This is a genomic window from Bacillus sp. 0102A, from assembly GCF_036765155.1.
In the GTDB taxonomy this organism is placed as follows: domain Bacteria; phylum Bacillota; class Bacilli; order Bacillales; family Bacillaceae; genus Bacillus; species Bacillus subtilis_G.
In genome coordinates this window covers 214657-233779 of the sequence record NZ_JBAIZW010000007.1, presented here as the reverse complement: position 1 = coordinate 233779, position 19123 = coordinate 214657, and the positions used below count along the sequence as shown (strand labels likewise).

Genomic DNA, 19123 nt, shown 5'->3' with positions numbered 1-19123 from the left:
TGAATAATAGATACTATCAGAAAATTTCATAAAAAGGTTTTCCTTATCAAGAGAGGTGGAGGGACTGGCCCTGCGATACCCGGCAACCGCTGTTTAACAGAATGGTGCTAAATCCTTTAGAGCATTGATTGCTCTTGAAGATAAGGTTGAGATTGTCACGCAAGCTCTTCCTTATCCAAAGGAAGAGCTTTTTTATATTTGAATGGAAAGAAGGAATGAACAACATGCCACAACAAACAACACCCGCAGAACAAAAATCACTTCAAAGACAAAAACCGCCATTTCGCGCGGATCAAGTCGGAAGCCTGCTGAGATCTGAGCCCGTCAAAAAAGCGCGGCTGCAAAAAGCCGCCGGCGAGATTACGGCTGAACAGCTTCGCCAGATCGAAAACGATGAAATCATCCGCATTGTGGAAAAACAGAAGGAAACCGGCCTGAACGTCGTGACAGACGGCGAATTCCGCAGAGCGTGGTGGCATTTTGATTTTCTGGAAAACTTGGATGGGGTTGAGCCGTTTATTCCTGAGCACGGCATTCAATTTCATAACGTACAGACAAAAGCACGCGGCATTAAAGTCACAGGTGATATCGACTTTTCAACTCACCCAATGCTTGAAGATTATTCATTTCTCCATAGCATTGCAGGTGACGCGACGCCGAAGATGACGATCCCAAGCCCGAATATGCTGTTTTTCCGCGGAAAGCTTGAAAAGGATGCATACAAAAACGACTATCAGCTTTTCCAGCATGATGTATCCAAAGCATATAAAAAAGCGATTCAAGCATTTTATGACAGAGGCTGCCGCTACCTCCAGCTTGATGATACGGCATGGGCTGTTTTCTTATCTGAAAAAGGCTTAAAACAAATCGAAGCGTTCGGAACAACGCCAGACGAGCTTCGCCAGCTGTTTGCGAAATCCATTAACGACGCGATTGCGGATCGTCCGGATGACCTGACGGTGACAATGCATATTTGCCGCGGCAACTTCCAATCCACTTGGACAGCTGAAGGCGGCTATGACGCGGCAGCCGAAACCATTTTTGACGGTTTGAATCTGGACGGGCTGTTCTTGGAATACGATGATTCACGCTCAGGCGGATTTGAACCGCTCCGTTATGTGAAACGCTCTGATCTTCAGCTTGTCCTTGGCTTAGTGACATCTAAATTCGGTGAGCTTGAACACCCGGATGATGTAAAACGCCGTATCGAAGAAGCGTCTCGTTATGTGAGCTTAGACCAGCTTTGCCTCAGCCCTCAATGCGGATTCGCTTCCACTGAAGAAGGCAACAAGCTGACTGAAGAACAGCAATGGGCGAAGCTCCGCCATGTGGTTGAGATCGCTAACGATGTTTGGAAATAACCAAAGAAAAAACACACTTGATTCCCTCGCGGAGAAAGTGTGTTTTTTCATATCAAGCGTTTGATTTAAGCACCGCCTGGCTGACAGCAAAATCGGCTTCTGTTTTTTCATAAACCTCATTCATTGTGACACCTTCCTGAAGTTCAGTCAGTGTCATGCGGCCATTATCAAAATCAAACACAGCCAAATCCGTAATCAGCCTGTGAACAACTTTCTGCCCCGTCAGCGGAAGGGAGCATGTTTTTCTCACCTTTGACTCTCCATGCTTATTGACATGCTCCATGATGACAACGATCCGTTTCGCCCCGTTGACGAGATCCATCGCGCCGCCCATCCCTTTGACCATTTTGCCGGGGATCATCCAATTGGCCAAATCGCCTTGCTCTGAAACCTCCATCCCGCCAAGGATTGCCAAATCGATATGACCGCCTCTTATCATCGCGAATGACTCGGCGCTGTCAAAATAGGAAGCGCCCGTCACTTCAGTGATCGTTTCCTTTCCCGCATTGATCAAATCCGCGTCTTCCGTTCCTTCCGCAGGATACGGGCCGATCCCAAGCAAGCCGTTTTCTGACTGAAGCATGACGTGAACGCCATCGGGTATCTCATTTGAGACAAGCGTCGGCATTCCGATCCCGAGATTGACGTTCATGCCATCCTTGATTTCTTGTACAGCCCGTTTGACCATTCGTTGTCTCGCTTCCTTCATTTCGCCTCACCCTTTCCCGCCTGCCGAACTGTTCGTTTTTCAATCCGTTTTTCATGGCTGGCGCCAAGCACCACATGCTGTACGTAAATGCCCGGTGTGTGGATGTGATCTGGATCAAGCTCTCCCGCTTCCACGATGTCTTCCGCCTCGGCAATCGTGATCTTGCCTGCCATGGCGGCAACGGGATTAAAATTCCTCGCCGTTTTCCGAAAAACCAAATTCCCCATGGTATCCGCTTTCCATGCTTTGACAATCGCCACGTCGCCAGTAATGCCTCGCTCCAGCACATACGTCCGGCCGCCGAATGTTTTATGTTCTTTTCCCTCAGCTATTGAAGTGCCGACACCAGTCGCCGTGTAAAATCCCGGTATGCCCGCGCCGCCTGCCCGAATTCTCTCGGCGAGCGTTCCTTGGGGAACGAGCTCGACCTCAAGCTCTCCGCTTAAAAACTGCCGCTCAAAAATTTTATTTTCGCCGACATAGGATGAGATCATTTTCTTAATTTGCCTGTTAGCCAAAAGCAAACCGAGCCCCCAGTCATCAACTCCGCAATTGTTGCTGACAACGGTTAAATCCTTGACTCCCTGATCTCTTATCGCCAAAATGAGCTGTTCAGGAATGCCGCACAGCCCGAATCCTCCTGCGATCAGCGTATCTCTATCACGAATCAATTCCGCAGCTTCCTTACTTGATGCCAGCACTTTCCCCATATTCATGCCCCTTTCGTTTTCTCCATCATCCTTACGAACGAAAGCGTTTACAATTATCTCGGTTGTTTTCTTCCCCTTTCCATATGTACGGGGAGCGGAGGCCAACTATTCCGATTAAAATATGGATTTTCCCGCTTAGGCATCATATAGAGCCGATGAAACTTTATAGTCAAAGAAGTAAAACCGTGCTGATCCATGTGGTTGCCCATCAAAATCATTCCAACATAGCAATCCAGCGTGTTAAGCCTTTATTTCCTCAAATTCAAAATATAAATTTTATTATTTTGAAAATAGTTAAAAAGGTTGATTTTCAAAAAGTGAAAGGATAAAATACTGCTATCATCTTAGAAATAGACATTCTTGTATATGATCAGAAATATGGTCTGATTGTTTCTACCTAGTAACCGTAAAAAACTAGACTACAAGAAAGTTTGAATAAATTTGAACGAGTTGAAAAGGACAAGTTCTTTTCTGTTTGCTCTTATTTTTCACACTTTCTGCACTTCCAGAATTTGTGAAGAATAAGAGCTTTTTTTGTTTCCAAAATAAACCTCATAGGAGTTGCTATCATGTACTTTTTATTAAACCTTGTCGGTCTCATTGTGATTATGGCAGTTGTATTCCTATGTTCTCCGCAGAAAAAGAAAATCAAGTGGCGCCCGATCATTACGTTAATTGTTCTGGAATTGCTCATTACTTGGTTTATGCTGGGAACAAAAATCGGGAGCTGGACCATCGGTAAAATTGGTGATTTCTTCACTTGGCTGATTGCTTGCGCCAGTGATGGTATCGCGTTTGCCTTCCCGTCAGTGATGGCGAATGAAACAGTAGACTTTTTCTTTAGCGCGCTTCTTCCAATTATCTTTATCGTCACATTCTTTGATATTTTAACCTATTTCGGAATTTTGCCTTGGATGATTGATAAAATCGGCTGGTTGATTTCAAAGGCTTCCCGCTTGCCGAAATTAGAGAGCTTTTTCTCTATTCAAATGATGTTTTTGGGAAATACTGAAGCACTTGCGGTCATCCGCCAGCAGCTGACGGTATTAAACAACAACCGCCTGCTCACGTTCGGCTTAATGAGTATGAGCAGCATCAGCGGCTCTATTATTGGATCTTACCTGTCAATGGTGCCGGCGACATATGTGTTTACAGCGATTCCGTTGAACTGCTTAAACGCGCTGATTATCGCAAACCTGCTGAACCCTGTTCACGTGCCAGAAGATGAAGACATCATCTATACGCCGCCTAAAGAAGAGAAGAAAGACTTTTTCTCTACAATTTCTAACAGTATGCTTGTCGGCATGAATATGGTTATCGTGATTTTGGCAATGGTGATCGGGTATGTCGCATTAACGTCTGCAGTCAATGGCATTCTTGGCGTTTTCGTCCACGGCCTGACCATCCAGACAATCTTCGCTTATCTCTTTAGTCCGTTCGCGTTCCTGCTGGGGCTGCCGGTACACGATGCGATGTATGTCGCTCAGCTGATGGGAATGAAATTGGCAACGAACGAGTTTGTTGCGATGCTTGACTTGAAAGAAAATCTCACATCACTTCCGCCTCACACAGTTGCGGTGGCGACGACATTCCTGACATCATTTGCCAACTTCAGTACTGTCGGCATGATTTACGGCACGTACAACTCGATCCTTGACGGCGAAAAGTCAACGGTCATCGGAAAAAACGTGTGGAAATTGCTCGTCAGCGGAATTGCGGTATCTTTACTAAGTGCTGCGATTGTCGGCCTGTTTGTATGGTAAAAACATTGAGCCATATCCCTTTCCCGGATATGGCTTTTTTGATTATTGATAAATAGACGAAGGCACCTGCACATCACGGATTCCGGCCGCATAAGGCCCTAAGTCATACTGGCCGAAGACGATGGCGATCCCGTTTTTCGTAAAGTAAAACGTTGTGTCTTGGTTAAGGGTAATATCCTCTTTCTTTACGTCAGGAAAAAACAGCGTCTCATGTTTTTTGATATAGCTGTACAGGTAATCTTTCGTTTTGCTGACTTTTGTTTTGGTATTCAGAATCTGATTCAATGTCACCCGCTTTTTGGTTTTCAAGTCATAGTTGAAGGACTGAACAGACGTTAAACCATGGGCGCCGCCTGAATAGATATAATTGAGTGTTTGAATGCTAAGCTTGCCCGCCGCATTATATTTGACGCTGAACGATGTTTGATATTCCGCTTTGAAGCCTTGCTGTTCACCGGCTTTTTTGTTTTCGAGGTATTCCTGATACGATTGTTCAATGTAAGCTTTCAGCTCTTGGTTGATTTTCTTTTCAAACGAAGCATTCCCGATGTGATGTACCTGGGGATACTTTAATTCCTTGATCTTTTTGTACGCATGGCTGCTGACAGTCGGTGTTTTCAATTGAACCGCTTGTAAAGTTGGAGCCGCGTATGCCAAAACAGAGAAAAGCAAAACTGCAATCCCCGCGGCTTTTAGCGCATGATTCCATTTCATATGATCTCCTCCTTTGATGTCTTCGTTTATCATTCCCTTTTAGGACTGATCAAATCAAAAGAAGTGTCCAAATAAAAAAAGAGACAGGATGCCTCTTTTTTTACTGTTTACGCTCCGAAATCGCTTCATGAACCGCTTGCGCCAAATCTATATTTCCAAACATCTCTAACACTGCAAGGACGGTCTGGTCGGGAATGTTCTCTGATTCGTGTTTCGGCACGACCAGTTCATCCATGGTTTTTTTCAAACTTTCATTGAGCTTTTGCTGCGGATACGCCTTGGTGTACAGCTCCAGTGGATCAAGGTCATGGTTCACGCACCATTGGGCAAACACCAAAATCATCATATTTTCATCGCGTTCGTAAGCTTCGGCGAGCTGTTTTTCGTTCATCTGTCATGCTCCTTATGAAAAGTATCTTCTTTTAAGATACAGGAGCAGATCAAATTCGTCTATCCCAATGGCGGTGAGCGGCGACCGCCTCGATAAACGTCTTGCTGAAGGCGTTGTAATCAGCATCATCTTTAGCAGTCACAAGACCCGGCCCCTCTGTTGTCCCGACAGCTGATTCAAGAAGATCAATTCCTTCATTTGCCGCACCGATCGCCTTATAGTGATTGTAGGCTTCTCTGATAAACGCCATTGCTTGTTTGTCGTCTTTTAACTCTGGTCCTCCCGCGGCATAGACGGCATCATACAGAACAGAGTCAGTCGTCAGGAACGTGCCGCCTGCCTCAAGCTGCCGACCGTTGCCGCTCGTGATGTACCCCAGCGTTTGGCTGATGATATCCGCTGTGATTCCTTCTTGCTTTAAGGCATCCAGCACGGTTTGCAGCTCTTTTTCATGAAATCCGTTTCCAGCGAGAACAGCTACTTTTCTTGATGACGCTGTTTTCACTGTGCGGGCTTGGCTTAACGCAGGCGAGGTCAAGATTTCTTTAGACGCATTACGTTTCGCCGGCGGCGCCACACCTACTCCTTTGGCGATTTCTTCTGCTAAGCCTTCATCCACATTGCTGAAGACATCAACGACCTGCCGTTGCACATCCTTGCTCTTGACCTTCCCGACCTCGAAGCAGAAGGCAGAGATGATGTGCTGTTTCTCGACAGGAGACATGCTGTTCCAGAACAGCTTCGCCTGTGCGTAATAATCGTTGAAGCTGTCACTCCGTTGGCGGATTTTTTTGCCCTCGACTTTTTCCTGATAGTGGACGTAGCCGCCTTCTTCGGCTGTCGCAGGCGACGGGTCATTGTTTTGCAGAGAGTTTTTATGATAAGCGACAGGTCCCTTATTGATCGTCATCCGGTGATAGCCGTCGTATTGATTGTTGTGGAACGGACATACCGGGCGGTTAATCGGAATCTCATGGAAGTTCGGGCCGCCAAGACGGATCAGCTGTGTGTCCGTATAAGAGAAAAGCCGGCCCTGCAGAAGCGGGTCATTTGTAAAATCGATGCCCGGCACGACATTTCCCGGGTGGAATGCGACTTGTTCTGTTTCCGCAAACACATTGTCCTGGTTGCGGTTCAGCGTCATTTTCCCAATGATTTTCACCGGCACGAGCTCTTCCGGCCACAGCTTGGTTGGGTCAAGAATATCAAAATCAAATTTGAACTCATCTTCTTCATCAATCATCTGCACGCCGAGCTCATATTCAACCGTGCCGCCGTTTTCAATCGTTTCCCACAGGTCGCGGCGGTGGAAGTCGGGATCTTTCCCGGCAATTTTCTGCGCTTCATCCCATACGAGAGAATGCACGCCAAGCACTGGCTTCCAATGGAATTTCACGAAACGCGCCTTTCCTTGTTCATTAACAAAACGGAATGTGTGAACGCCGAAGCCCTCCATCATTCTGTAGCTGCGAGGGATGCCTCTGTCAGACATCGTCCACATCACCATATGCGCTGACTCTGGATTGTTGGCGACAAAATCCCAAAACGTATCATGAGCGGTCGCGGCTTGAGGCATTTCATTATGAGGTTCAGGCTTAAACGCGTGAACCAAGTCCGGAAATTTGATCGCATCCTGAATGAAAAACACCGGGATGTTATTTCCCACAAGATCATAATTTCCTTCTTCAGTATAAAATTTCGTCGCAAAGCCTCTGGCGTCGCGCACCGTGTCTGCGGAGCCTTTAGAACCCGCGACCGTCGAAAACCGGACAAATACCGGTGTCTTCACTGAAGGGTCCTGAAGAAATTTGGCCCGTGTATACTCGGCCATCGGCTCATAAACCTGAAAAAAGCCATGTACGCCATACCCGCGCGCATGCACAACACGCTCCGGAATCCTCTCATGGTCAAAGTGCGTCATCTTCTCCCGGAAGTGAAAATCCTCCATCAGCGTGGGACCGCGAACCCCGGCTTTTAACGAGTGTTCATCCTCTGACACCCGCACGCCTTGGTTTGTCGTCATTTTCTTCCCGCTGTTATCGGCTCTGTACTGCTCAAGCTGCTCGTCCTTTGCGTGTTCATTTACACGTTTGCTTTGATCATCACTCATGTCCGTTCCCCCTTTTATTGATTCCATATCTCAAAACGAAACATTCTACAGCACATTTACCCGCGGCATTCTTCAGATAAACTGCTAATCCGTTCAATAGGATTTTAGGTCTACCTATCAGTATGAGGACATACATATTTGAAATAAGCCTTCTGTTCAGAAAGAAAACGTGGAAACGCTTACTTAAAATCGACTGAGGGAGGTCATAGCGTGCTTGCCATACTCGGTTTTGTGATGATCATTGTCTTTATGTACCTGATTATGTCTAACCGGCTTTCCGCTCTTATTGCGTTGATTGTTGTTCCTGTTGCATTTGCCTTGATCAGCGGATTTGGCAAAGATCTTGGCGAGATGATGATTCAAGGTGTAACAGACCTCGCTCCGACCGGCATTATGCTGTTATTTGCCATCCTGTATTTCGGCATAATGATTGACTCCGGTTTGTTTGATCCGCTCATTGCCAAAATCTTATCGCTTGTCAAAGGAGACCCGTTAAAAATCGCCGTCGGCACAGCAGTTCTGACGATGACCATTTCGCTGGACGGGGATGGGACAACAACCTATATGCTTACCATTGCGGCGATGCTGCCTCTGTACAAACGGCTCGGCATGAACCGATTGGTATTGGCCGGAATTGCGATGCTAGGTTCGGGGGTCATGAATATTATTCCGTGGGGCGGGCCGACTGCGAGGGTTTTGGCTTCCTTGAAATTGGACACGTCGGAGGTCTTCACGCCGCTGATTCCCGCTATGATCGCCGGCATTCTCTGGGTGATTGCAGTCAGTTATATCCTCGGAAAAAAAGAGCGGAAGCGGCTCGGCGTCATTTCGATTGAACACGCGCCTGCCTCCGATCCGGATGCAGATCCGCTCAAGCGTCCCGCTCTCCAATGGTTTAATCTTCTGCTGACTGTCGCCCTCATGGCTGCGCTGATCACCAGCCTGCTTCCGCTCCCTGTTCTTTTTATGACTGCGTTCGCCATCGCCTTGATGGTCAACTATCCAAATGTCAAAGAGCAGCAGAAACGGATCTCGGCGCATGCGGGAAACGCGTTAAACGTTGTCTCGATGGTGTTTGCGGCAGGCATATTCACAGGCATTCTTTCAGGCACGAAAATGGTGGATGCGATGGCACATTCTCTCGTTTCACTCATCCCTGACGCCATGGGCCCGCACCTGCCGTTGATCACAGCTATCGTCAGCATGCCATTCACCTTTTTCATGTCGAATGACGCCTTTTACTTCGGTGTTCTTCCCATTATCGCAGAAGCCGCTTCCGCTTACGGAATAGACGCCGCCGAGATCGGAAGGGCCTCCTTGCTGGGCCAGCCGGTGCATCTGCTCAGCCCGCTTGTGCCTTCCACCTATCTGTTGGTCGGAATGGCAGGCGTCAGCTTTGGCGACCATCAAAAATTCACCATCAAATGGGCCGTGGGGACAACGATTGTGATGACGATTGCGGCGCTTTTGATTGGGATTATTTCGTTTTAATGAGAAAAGGATTTCCGCTGGCGGAAATCCTTTTGTTCTGCATAATTTAAAAATCGAAGACCATACTATGAAAAAATCAAAACAAAAAGGTGATTGCATGAATTTTGCTTGGGAAGCACTCATTTTAATTATATCCGGCATCATATTGCTAAGAATTTCAGGAAGAAAGTCAATCTCTCAGATGACATTAGCACAAACTGTGGTGATGATTTCCATTGGAACGATTATTGTCCAGCCGATTATAGAGACAAGTTTATGGAAAACCCTTGTGGCAGCCGGTATTTTTACTGCGGCTTTAATACTCATGGAATGGTTCCAGGTGAAGGCCAATTGGATGGAAAAGTTCTTAACCGGCAAAGCGAAATTAGTCATTGAAGATGGCAAACTCAATATAGAAAATATGAAAAAACTGCGGCTGACAGTTGACCAGCTTGAAATGAGATTGAGGATCCATGGAATCTCCAGCATAAAGGACATTAAGAATGCAACGATTGAAGCGAATGGTCAAATAGGATATGAATTGCGTGATGACAAGAAACCGCTCACGATGGGTGAATTCAAGAAATTGATGAATATGCCGGCTGCAAACACAGTTAACCAGCCTGAACCAGAAAATCAAGAAAACATTTTTCAAGAAATAAAAAACGGTCATTCCACTCCATCTGGCAAACTAAAATAAGGCTGTTCCTTGTGCAGAAACAGCCTGAGTGATTGGACTTATTGGATATATGAAATGACCGGCAGACTTTCAACACCCGATGCATAGTAGTAATTGAAAACGCTGAAAGAATCGATTGCTTTGCCGGTTTTTACATCTACGATTAAAATATGATATCCGTAGCTTTGATCATCTGCATCTAGTCTTCTAGGTGTTTTTTTCCTAACGTATCTGAAAACATTGGATTAACCAGACCTATAAAAAACTGATTTTTATGAATCAAAAGAGGACTGATATAATCTCGATAAGTATTGCCCAGATCAGAAGATTCATGCCAACAACTTCACATTACAATCATAAGAGCCTGACTATATTGAAGCAGCAGGCTCTTATCACATTTGACATTATTTTTTTGTATAACGCACCCAGTCGTAATGAGCGTATAGCGGTGTTACACCATTGTAGGAACCGAGCCACTCATCAACACCCGTACCATTCCACAAGTTCATCATGATCTTTCCTGGTGTTGTCGGAATTTGGCTTGTCGCAGTATGTTTTAATTGCCCATCGACATACCATTTAATAGAGTTTGGCTGCCAATCGAACGCATACGTATGATGAGCAGTGGCTGCATCAAATCCGAGATCCACCACCTTCTCATGGTTTCCTGCACCATTTGTATAATAGTTAAATTGAACCTTTGTTGTGTCTTTTCCTAAAAATTCGATATCAATCTCATCCCAAGGAGTTCCATCCGTTGGTCCTGTGTAAGTGAAGAACGATGAAACGATCCCTGTGTTTTTAGCTGGTTTCATTCTGACTTCATAAAGTCCATAACCATATGTTTGAACAGAGCGGTTTTCCCCGCAGTCAAACTTGTTATAAGATGGACTTGTTAGCGCCAAACGCATTTCACCTAATGACGTCATTGATACGTTATTTGCACGCCAAGTGCAGTTAAACATATTTCCATTCGAGTAACCATTTGCTTTTTGCCATAATCCGGAGTTATAGCTGTTAAAAGGGTCAAAAAACGATCCACCTGTTTGAGCCGAGGCATTAGAAGTGACTGCAGACAAACTCATAAACAATCCAGTGACAAGAATCAACAACACTCGTTTCATACAAGATGCCATGTTGACATTCCCCTTTCTAAGAAAGCGTTTTCTTTGTCGATCATACATGATTCTTTTAAAGGGAACATCGGTCAAAATAATGATAATAACGAATCTTACTTACTAGAATCCTGTACTATCATTTTTAGATTATACTTAGACTCAACTTTAACAAAATGAAAGTGATGAATGTATTGAATTCAACATGTTTGGTATTTCTTCTTCAACGCTGCGCTTTTATAAAAAGGAAGGAATTGGTTTCAGAAATGAATCGAGATGCAAGCGGCCGAACAGTCGATGATTTGTTGATCGAGTACAAGAGATGGCCGCTCTGAAAAATTGTACGACGGCTCAGCTTGCACTTGCATAGACGATGGCAAATGAAGTGATTCATATCCCTGAAACAAAGAGAATCCCTTATTTAGAAGAAACGACCAGCTGTAAAATGCCTTTTGCCGCTGCTTGAATCCCCATTTTCTCATCCCTTCTTCTAAAAAATAAAAAACCTAAACTACCCCTATCGCAATAGGAACGAGTAGTTTAGATTTTGCCTGCCTGATCAGTAACAATCCTATGAAACGCCCTCCACCATCCCTCTGAAAAAAATAAAAACCTAAATTACCATCAGTACAGACAGAGATCATCCGCACTTATTGTAATTTAGGTTTTGCCTGCTTATCAGTAACAATCCTAACAACATCATATATGAATGTAAGAAAAAATTAACATAAGGAAATAAAAATGTCAACGCTTTCATTCTGCTTATTTGACGACCCTTTCTATGTGAATCGTTACATACAGCAGCTCGTCACTGGTGAGCTTGTGTTTATACTCCCGCTCAATGTAGGTTTGGATTTTTTTCGTGCATTCATACGCGTGATGGTATTTTTCTATCACTGTCTCCAGTAAAAAATCGTCCTGGCTTTCCATGTGCGTGCCATTAAAAAGACGTTGCGCGAAAAACTTCAAATGGGTGACAAACCGATAATAGTGAAGCGATTCTTCGTTGAAATCAATCTTAAAATGGTATTTTACGATACTCAAAATCTCTTGCATGACTTTTGTAATATTGATGATATTAGGCATCTCTTCATTCAGCTCGGCATTTACGATATGCAACGCGATAAAGCCTGCTTCATCCTCCGGCAGAGACACGCCAGTCTTGTTTTTCACCATGTACAGCGCTTCTTTTCCGATCGCAAACTCGTCTTTGTACAGCCGCTTTGTTTCCCACAGCAAGGCGTTTTTGATATCAAGCCCTTTCTGATTGCGCTGGATGGCGAAGTTAATATGGTCGGTCAGCGACACATAGATGCTGTCGTTGAGCTTTTTGCCGAGCTTTAATTTCGCATAGCTGATAATCTCTTCGGATACTTCCATACACTCGATCGGTATATCATACAAAAGGGTTTTGAATTTTTCTGATACATCCTTGTTATCGAGCGTGAACACCTTCTCAATGCGGTCTTCATCGACATCATCGCCGGTCTTTTTCTGGAACGCGAGCCCCCTGCCCATGATGACCAATTCTTTTCCCTGTTCATTGACCACGCTGATCACGTTATTGTTGATCACCTTCGCAATTTTCATGACATGTTCCTCCAATCAACTAAGAACAAACTACACCTTGATTGTACATTCTTTTTGTACTAGGTCAATATCATCAGGGAAAGAGCAGGAAGCAGGTCAATACAATCCACTCAGCACCGGCTGCCCGGGCTGTTTTTGAAGCAGTGCCTCCAGATGTCGTTCAAATGATGGCTTGTCAGCCCCCTGCTTTTTGACAATGCTGTTCATGATTTTGACGCTTTCGGCACTGTATTGCGTATATTGTTTTTTCAGCTGATCCAGCTGCTGTCTTGTCTTCTTCGCGTTTTTCGGTGTGACTTGGCTGATGAGTTTGATCATACGTTCTGTGATCTCAAAAAAAGCAGCACGATTTTCTTTCAGCTGCTGCATTTCGTTGCGGCTCATTCCATGATTGCGGGTTTTTTGAAGCAAAGCGATTGCCTCGGTGTTTTGTTTTTTGAGCGGTTTGTTTTCATGTTGAATCGCTCTAAGGTTCTCCTTCGCAATGTCTGCTTCTTCTTCAGTCATGCTGCTCCGCACAAAGTATTCAGGATTGCCGATTCCATAATCAAATGCTTCGCTTACACGTATCATGGAACTGAATACAATCGCCAGCTGCATATCGATTGGAAGGGTCTGGAAGTCCTGTTTATTCTTATTGCTCATCGGTTTGGCTGTGGTTTGTTTGACCGTCTCTTGATCACGATCTGCAAACGTCTGAGCCTCATCTTCACTTTCGCATGCGCTCATCACAAGAACTGTGACCAGCAGGCTTATACACAAGCCTATTCGCCTCATGCTCTGTCTCCTCTCTGCTGAATCCCTTCTGGAAAATACGTAAAATGTAGTTAAATGGTACCAGATATACCTATCCCCATCAATAAACCAAAAGTTTGATTTGAAGCGCAAAAACATAAACATTTTGTAAAAATTTACGTGCTTTCCATTCTTTTCAGCCCCATTTCTCGTACAATAAAAGTATTGTTACCAGAGAAGGGGGCTTGTGATGAAACGTTTTACGAAACAAGAAAACAGCTGGATTTTATATGACTGGGCAAATTCTGCATACTCGATTGTCGTGACCACCGCGGTGTTTCCGTTGTTTTATAAAGCAGCTGCTGCGGAAGGCGGTGTCGGAGCAGCTCAATCGACTGCCTATTTGGGATATACCATTGCGATTTCAACGTTTGTTCTTGCGATGCTCGGGCCGATTTTAGGCACGATCGCCGACTATGAAGGGTGCAAAAAAAAGTTCTTCGGTTTCTTTGTGTCAGCCGGTGTTGCCAGCACCGCGATGCTAGCCTTTATTCCGAGTGAACATTGGCTGCTTTTATTGCTGTGTTATACGATATCAGCTATCGGTTTTTCCGGCGCCAACGTGTTTTACGATGCCTTTCTCGTTGACGTCACCCCGGAGAACCGAATGAACCTCATCTCTGCACGGGGTTTTGGCTTAGGCTACATAGGAAGCACGATTCCATTTATCATCAGCATTGCTGTCATCCTACTTGCTCAAGCAGAGTCGATTCCGCTGTCTGTATCGGCCGCAAGCCAGCTGTCCTTTTTCATAACGGCTGCCTGGTGGGGGCTGTTTACCATCCCGATGCTGAAACATGTCCATCAGCGCTATTTCATCAAAAGAGAACCTCATATTGTTATCAACAGCTTTAAGCGGCTCGGCCAAACGATGAAACGGATTAGGCAGTACCGGGCGCTGTTCCTCTTTTTGCTTGCTTATTTCTTTTATATCGACGGAGTCGGCACGATTATTACGATGTCGACCTCCTATGGGTCTGATTTAGGGATCAGCCCCTCAAGCCTCCTGATCATCCTGTTTGTCACTCAAGTCGTCGCCGCGCCGTTTTCCATTGTATACGGAAAACTGGCAGAACGCTTTACGGGAAAAACAATGCTGTACGTTGGAATCGTCATTTATATGATTGTCTGTGTGTACGCTTATTTTATGGAGACAACGCTAGATTTCTGGATACTGGCCATGCTTGTCGCCACCTCGCAGGGCGGCATTCAAGCCCTGAGCCGATCCTATTTCGCCAAGCTCGTGCCAAAGCGCCACGCCAATGAATTCTTCGGTTTTTACAACATTTTCGGAAAATTCGCTTCGATTATGGGACCGCTGCTCATTGCCGTTACCGCTCAGGTTACCGGGAGATCCTCGACTGCGGTGTTCAGCCTGATCATTTTGTTTGTGATCGGCATTGTAATTCTTGCGTTTGTCCCGGAGGAAAACCAGGCCGATGTCAGCCAGCATCAAAATGACCTGCCCCTTTAACTGGGAGCAGGTCATTCATCATTTATTCGCTTTATTCACCTTGAGCTTTTTCCCTTTGACGGATGTGTTTTTCATCACTTTGAGAACTTGAGGGCCTTTTCCGTTTAAAATTTCCACATAAGAGGCGTTATCCATGATTGTGATAATGCCGATGTCATCAGCTGACACACCATCAATTTTGGCAATCGTTCCTACAAAATCAACGGCTCTGATTTTCTTTTTCTTTCCGCCGTTAAAATACAGCTTCATAATGTCTTTATTCAGCTCTTCGCTTTTGTCCTTTTTGAATTCCGGACGGTCATTCAATTTGGATAGAAAATCAGGTTTCTTCTTGGCCGCTTCCTCTTGAGAAGGAGCTTCTATTTTCGGAATCTCAAACCCAATATACTCTTCAATGTCAGCTAAAAACCGTTTTTCGAAGGCCGTGACAAACGAAATGGCCTTTCCTTTGTTCCCTGCTCGCCCCGTCCGGCCTGTGCGGTGCACATAGCTTTCCTTTTCAAGCGGCAGATCATAGTTAATGACAAGGGAGATATTTTCAATATCAATCCCGCGCGCGGCGACATCTGTCGCGACTAGGTACCGATACTCGCCCCGTTTAAATTCATTCATGACTTCGAACCGGTCTTCTTGAATCATTCCGCCGTGTATTTTATCGCACGGATACCCTAAGTCATCCAATTCATCGGTCAGCTGATTGACATGTTCTTTCGTCCGGCAGAAAATGATGCAGCTATCCGGATTTTCCGTTATTAACACATCTTTCAGCAAAGAAAACTTATTCTCTTCTCTGACTTGGATCACCGCATGTTCAATATTCCTTGTGGTAAGGCCGGCCGCTTTGATCTCAATATGCTCCGGGTTTTTCATATATTGACGGCTCAATTTCTCAATATCCTCCGGCAGGGTCGCCGAAAACAGCATCGTCGTGCGCTCAACCGGCAGATGCTTGATGATCGCCTCCACCTGCTCAATGAAGCCCATATTCAGCATCTCATCGGCTTCATCAATCACCAAATAGGACAGACGGTCTAACGGCAGCGTGCCCTTTTCGATATGATCCAAGACACGTCCCGGCGTGCCGACAACGATGTGGCTTTTTTGCTTCAGTTCAGCTTTTTGTTTATCAAAGGAAGACTTTCCAAACACGGCAGTCGCTTTAATTCGTTTAAAGCGTCCGATGTTTGTGAGATCCTCTTTTACTTGTACGGCAAGCTCACGGGTCGGTGTTAAAATAAGCGCCTGCGGCTTGTTTTCGTCCCAATCCGCCAGCTCACAGAGAGGAATCCCGAATGAAGCCGTTTTCCCGCTTCCCGTCTGTGATTTGACGACAAGATCCTTTCGTTCTAAGGCAGCGGGGATCACGCTCTGCTGCACCTTGGTCGGTTCTGTATATCCCAGTCCTTCTAATGCTCGTAAAATGTCATGACTGATTTGATAGTTTTTAAAATGACTCATGTATAAACTCCTGTCTCTTGCAGATGTTCTCATTATACGCTAATTCACGCAGGCATATGTGTTTTGCCGAAAAATGACGTATTAAAATCCTTCAATTCTCTGGCGTTTCAACTCCTGAACAGCTAGCCGCGCCAGTGCGTCAGCTCCCGCGCGGTTAGGATGCAGCGTATCTCCGTCCATATATAACGCGAGTGTTTTTTCCGGACCGATTGATGTAAAGTAAGCCGAGCTGAGGACATTTAAGTCAATGAGGTGCGTTTTTTCCTCTTCGGCCAAAGCCAAAATAGAAGCCCTGTACCATCGGTTGACAGACGAATGAATGCCTTCAGACGTAAAATCTGTCGCCCGTCCCTGTGGTGTTGAAAGGATGACTTCCGCACCCTTCGCTTTCACCTCGCGGATCATATCTCGCATAATCTCCTTAAACTCCGCTTCAGATTCATTATGCTTCGGATTTGTGTCATTAATGCCGAGCTGCAACATAAAATAATCTCCCGGCTTGATATACTTCAAGATCGCCTCAAGCTGCCCGTCATTTCGAAACCCTCTCGCGATCTGCCCGCCTGACGCCATGTTTCTCACTTGAAATTGTTTGTCGACATAGTGAGGCAGCATCTGCCCCCAGCCCGCCTGCTTGCTGCTGTTGAGCGGATAATAATTGCAAACCGTCGAGTCGCCTCCAACATAAATGGTTCGATTCGTCACCGGCTGATCAGACAATTTCTTGATTTTCAAGGCGCTGAGCGTAAAAGCGGTGCCTGCTTTTCCCTCTGTCACCAGCAGATTCAGCTGCCCGTCGGTGACAGGAATTTGGAACGTATCCTCCGCACCGTCTCCCGTCATATTGATGACCTGAAACACACCCTCCGCCGCCACACTGGCCCTTGCCGTATTGCCAAGCGTCACCTTCACCTCGTAAAGGCCGTTCGGGAGATCCACGTTAAACGTGTTGTCGCTTTTCGTCCCATACGCCAAAAATTGAACCGCATCACTTTTCACACCAGTGCCGGATGCCGCCACATCCTTCATATTCTCCGGTGTTTGAAAACCGTAGCCCTTTGACGGGTGATAACGGTCAGACGCCCTTACCCCAATGTAACCAGGCTCAACTGAACCGTCTCCAAAGTCAAACTGATACACCTTCGGCTCTGACGCCTTCAAACTCTCCGCCCCGCTGAAACCTAACATCAACATCATCACAAAACCCGCCGTTATCCATTTTTTCATCAAGATTCCCCCTCTATGAAAACGTATACATTAATGCATACTCGGTGATTGTTTCTTTATGATGACTGAATGCAGAATTGACAAAACAAAAGGAAGATTTTATTATATCAATAAGTGATATATCATTAGTTGATACAAGAAATGAGGTGACCCCTTGCCAAAACAACGTCAGGAAATGGATCAGCTTACCGATCCAGCCTATTATATTGTCTTAACATTGCTAGAACCAAAGCACGGATATTCGATCATGCAAGAGATTGAGGAAATGACCGATGACTCCTTTACGATCGGCCCGGCTACTTTATATACATTGTTAAAGAAATTACTGCAAAAAGAGATCATTGAGCTTATCAACAATGACAACCCACGCCGCAAAGTGTACCAGACCACCCTGCACGGCCAAGAATTACTCAAAAAAGAAATTCAGCGCAGAAAAGTGATGGCTGAACACGGCGAACGCGCTTTTCAACAAAGGAAAGGGGATGAATCATGAAACAGAAAAAATATATGATGTCCGAAGGCTTGGCGTTTTCAGAAGAAAAGGATATGAAGAGACTAAGCGATATGGCCGGCAAAGGCTGGGTGCTCGATTCATTTGCGTTTATGGGGTATAAGCTTAAAAAAGCTGAGCCGCGGAAGTTGATATACAGCATTGACTATCATGATGTTGAGGAAGAAAGCTTGGCGGAATACACCGAGATGTTTGAAGCGGCCGGATGGGAACGTGTTTGCTCTGTATACGACACACACATCTTTGCTGCTGAACCCGGAACGAAGCCGATTTACTCCGACCGTTCAACTATGATTGATAAATATAAACAAAGTGAATCTTCCCTGCGCTATATCACATTGTTCATGCTCTGTCTTACCGCGGCTGTCACTGTCATCAGGAATACGTTTATTTCTGGTGAAGCTTCCATACTTCATAACACCGTCCACGTCCTTTTTGTCTTTCTCATCGCTATCACTATACCGGCTATTCTCACTTACGCAGCCTCTGTCTTTAGAATTTGGCGAGTCAAACACAGAAACCCCAACCTTGAGTGAAGGCTGGGGTTTTGCTTTTTCATTACTTTCCGTGCCTGTTGTACAAATATTCTAAGCTTATATATACTATCATTTCTTAAAGTGCTTGCTAATTAGAAATGATATTAATTAATAATCTCCTTGCTCGCTCGTGTAGTTCTATTTCTCGCTTTAGTGCAGGATAGTTTTCTAAAATTCCATTCATTTGATAGTACCTAGGGTATAGTTCCAAAAAAGATTTTGATAATGAATCAAGTTGGCGTTTGGGCAGTTTTTTATCTGCTAAAACATAACTTAGACTTCCAACAATGAGCATAAAAAATTCATAAAAATCTTCCGCTAAACAAAATTCATTATAATCGTCCTCTAATTTCTCAATATCAGAAGGAAATGGACCTTCTAAATCTCTTTTAATTCTCTCAAGGGTGGAAATTAATTCATTATCTAAATTGTAACGTTTATACTTTTTTATTATTATCCCTCCACAAATAATTAAGACCGCTTAGGCCTTTTTACGTTTTCTCTATTAGT

18 protein-coding genes and 2 riboswitches are annotated in these 19123 nt (G+C 45.0%); of the genes, 7 read left to right on the top strand and 11 right to left on the bottom strand.

The window, feature by feature from the left end; genetic code table 11:
* Window positions 1-40: 40 nt before the first annotated feature.
* Window positions 41-147: riboswitch (SAM riboswitch) on the top strand.
* A 77-nt stretch (window positions 148-224) separates the two neighbouring features.
* Window positions 225-1361: a 5-methyltetrahydropteroyltriglutamate--homocysteine S-methyltransferase gene (locus V6D41_RS16880; RefSeq protein ID WP_148963329.1), complete on the top strand. Its 1137-nt coding sequence runs from the start codon at window positions 225-227 to the stop codon at window positions 1359-1361.
* Between the two features lie 52 nt (window positions 1362-1413).
* On the opposite strand, the gene V6D41_RS16875 is transcribed toward V6D41_RS16880, so the two are convergent.
* Entirely contained in the window at window positions 1414-2070 is a 657-nt protein-coding gene (locus V6D41_RS16875; protein WP_333518995.1) for a 3-oxoacid CoA-transferase subunit B, read from the bottom strand.
* Window positions 2067-2780 (bottom strand): CoA transferase subunit A, encoded by a 714-nt coding sequence (locus tag V6D41_RS16870; RefSeq protein WP_333518994.1) that lies wholly within the window; start codon window positions 2778-2780, stop codon window positions 2067-2069. Before V6D41_RS16870 ends, V6D41_RS16875 begins: the two co-directional genes overlap by 4 nt.
* Before the next feature lie 340 nt (window positions 2781-3120).
* Window positions 3121-3222, top strand: a riboswitch (purine riboswitch).
* Window positions 3223-3349: 127 nt separating this feature from the next.
* On the opposite strand from V6D41_RS16870, the gene V6D41_RS16865 reads away from it, so the two are divergent.
* Window positions 3350-4543 (top strand): NupC/NupG family nucleoside CNT transporter, encoded by a 1194-nt coding sequence (locus V6D41_RS16865; protein ID WP_202327847.1) that lies wholly within the window; start codon window positions 3350-3352, stop codon window positions 4541-4543.
* 42 nt (window positions 4544-4585) lie between these two features.
* On the opposite strand, the gene V6D41_RS16860 is transcribed toward V6D41_RS16865, so the two are convergent.
* From V6D41_RS16860 to V6D41_RS16850, 3 genes are all read right to left on the bottom strand, one after another.
* Entirely contained in the window at window positions 4586-5257 is a 672-nt protein-coding gene (locus V6D41_RS16860) for a DUF3298 and DUF4163 domain-containing protein (protein ID WP_333518993.1), read from the bottom strand.
* Window positions 5258-5357: 100 nt separating this feature from the next.
* A complete protein-coding gene (locus tag V6D41_RS16855; RefSeq protein ID WP_333518992.1) occupies window positions 5358-5648 on the bottom strand; it encodes a hypothetical protein in 291 nt (96 codons plus the stop codon).
* A 49-nt stretch (window positions 5649-5697) separates the two neighbouring features.
* Window positions 5698-7758, bottom strand: coding sequence for a catalase (locus tag V6D41_RS16850; protein ID WP_333518991.1), 2061 nt, complete (start codon window positions 7756-7758; stop codon window positions 5698-5700).
* A gap of 210 nt (window positions 7759-7968) precedes the next feature.
* On the opposite strand from V6D41_RS16850, the gene citH reads away from it, so the two are divergent.
* On the top strand, window positions 7969-9249 hold the full coding sequence (citH, locus tag V6D41_RS16845) for a citrate transporter CitH (RefSeq protein ID WP_333518990.1): 1281 nt from the start codon (window positions 7969-7971) through the stop codon (window positions 9247-9249).
* Between the two features lie 97 nt (window positions 9250-9346).
* On the top strand, window positions 9347-9928 hold the full coding sequence (locus tag V6D41_RS16840) for a DUF421 domain-containing protein (protein WP_333519058.1): 582 nt from the start codon (window positions 9347-9349) through the stop codon (window positions 9926-9928).
* A gap of 383 nt (window positions 9929-10311) precedes the next feature.
* On the opposite strand, the gene bglS is transcribed toward V6D41_RS16840, so the two are convergent.
* The 3 genes from bglS to V6D41_RS16825 all read right to left on the bottom strand — a co-directional run bounded on the left by bglS (window position 10312) and on the right by V6D41_RS16825 (window position 13389).
* A complete protein-coding gene (gene bglS, locus V6D41_RS16835) occupies window positions 10312-11043 on the bottom strand; it encodes a beta-glucanase (protein ID WP_333518989.1) in 732 nt (243 codons plus the stop codon).
* Window positions 11044-11784: 741 nt separating this feature from the next.
* The gene (licT, locus tag V6D41_RS16830; protein WP_333518988.1) at window positions 11785-12612 is read right to left on the bottom strand and encodes a transcriptional antiterminator LicT; all 828 of its coding nucleotides are present in this window, start codon (window positions 12610-12612) and stop codon (window positions 11785-11787) included.
* 96 nt (window positions 12613-12708) lie between these two features.
* Complete coding sequence (locus V6D41_RS16825; protein WP_333518987.1) at window positions 12709-13389, bottom strand: hypothetical protein; 681 nt, start codon at window positions 13387-13389, stop codon at window positions 12709-12711.
* Window positions 13390-13594: 205 nt separating this feature from the next.
* On the opposite strand from V6D41_RS16825, the gene V6D41_RS16820 reads away from it, so the two are divergent.
* Complete coding sequence (locus V6D41_RS16820) at window positions 13595-14881, top strand: MFS transporter (RefSeq protein ID WP_333518986.1); 1287 nt, start codon at window positions 13595-13597, stop codon at window positions 14879-14881.
* A gap of 18 nt (window positions 14882-14899) precedes the next feature.
* Here V6D41_RS16820 and dbpA read toward each other — a convergent pair whose 3' ends face one another.
* Window positions 14900-16339, bottom strand: a complete 1440-nt coding sequence (gene dbpA / locus V6D41_RS16815) for an ATP-dependent RNA helicase DbpA (protein ID WP_333518985.1) — start codon at window positions 16337-16339, stop codon at window positions 14900-14902.
* Window positions 16340-16420: 81 nt separating this feature from the next.
* On the bottom strand, window positions 16421-17566 hold the full coding sequence (locus V6D41_RS16810; protein ID WP_333518984.1) for a rhamnogalacturonan acetylesterase: 1146 nt from the start codon (window positions 17564-17566) through the stop codon (window positions 16421-16423).
* Between the two features lie 154 nt (window positions 17567-17720).
* On the opposite strand from V6D41_RS16810, the gene V6D41_RS16805 reads away from it, so the two are divergent.
* Together V6D41_RS16805 and V6D41_RS16800 are read left to right on the top strand one after the other, a co-directional pair.
* Window positions 17721-18059: a helix-turn-helix transcriptional regulator gene (locus V6D41_RS16805; protein WP_148963309.1), complete on the top strand. Its 339-nt coding sequence runs from the start codon at window positions 17721-17723 to the stop codon at window positions 18057-18059.
* Window positions 18056-18613: a DUF2812 domain-containing protein gene (locus V6D41_RS16800; protein ID WP_333518983.1), complete on the top strand. Its 558-nt coding sequence runs from the start codon at window positions 18056-18058 to the stop codon at window positions 18611-18613. The genes V6D41_RS16805 and V6D41_RS16800 overlap by 4 nt, the downstream gene beginning before the upstream one ends.
* Before the next feature lie 88 nt (window positions 18614-18701).
* On the opposite strand, the gene V6D41_RS16795 is transcribed toward V6D41_RS16800, so the two are convergent.
* Entirely contained in the window at window positions 18702-19007 is a 306-nt protein-coding gene (locus V6D41_RS16795; protein ID WP_442893078.1) for a YxiJ family protein, read from the bottom strand.
* Between the last annotated feature and the right edge of the window lie 116 nt (window positions 19008-19123).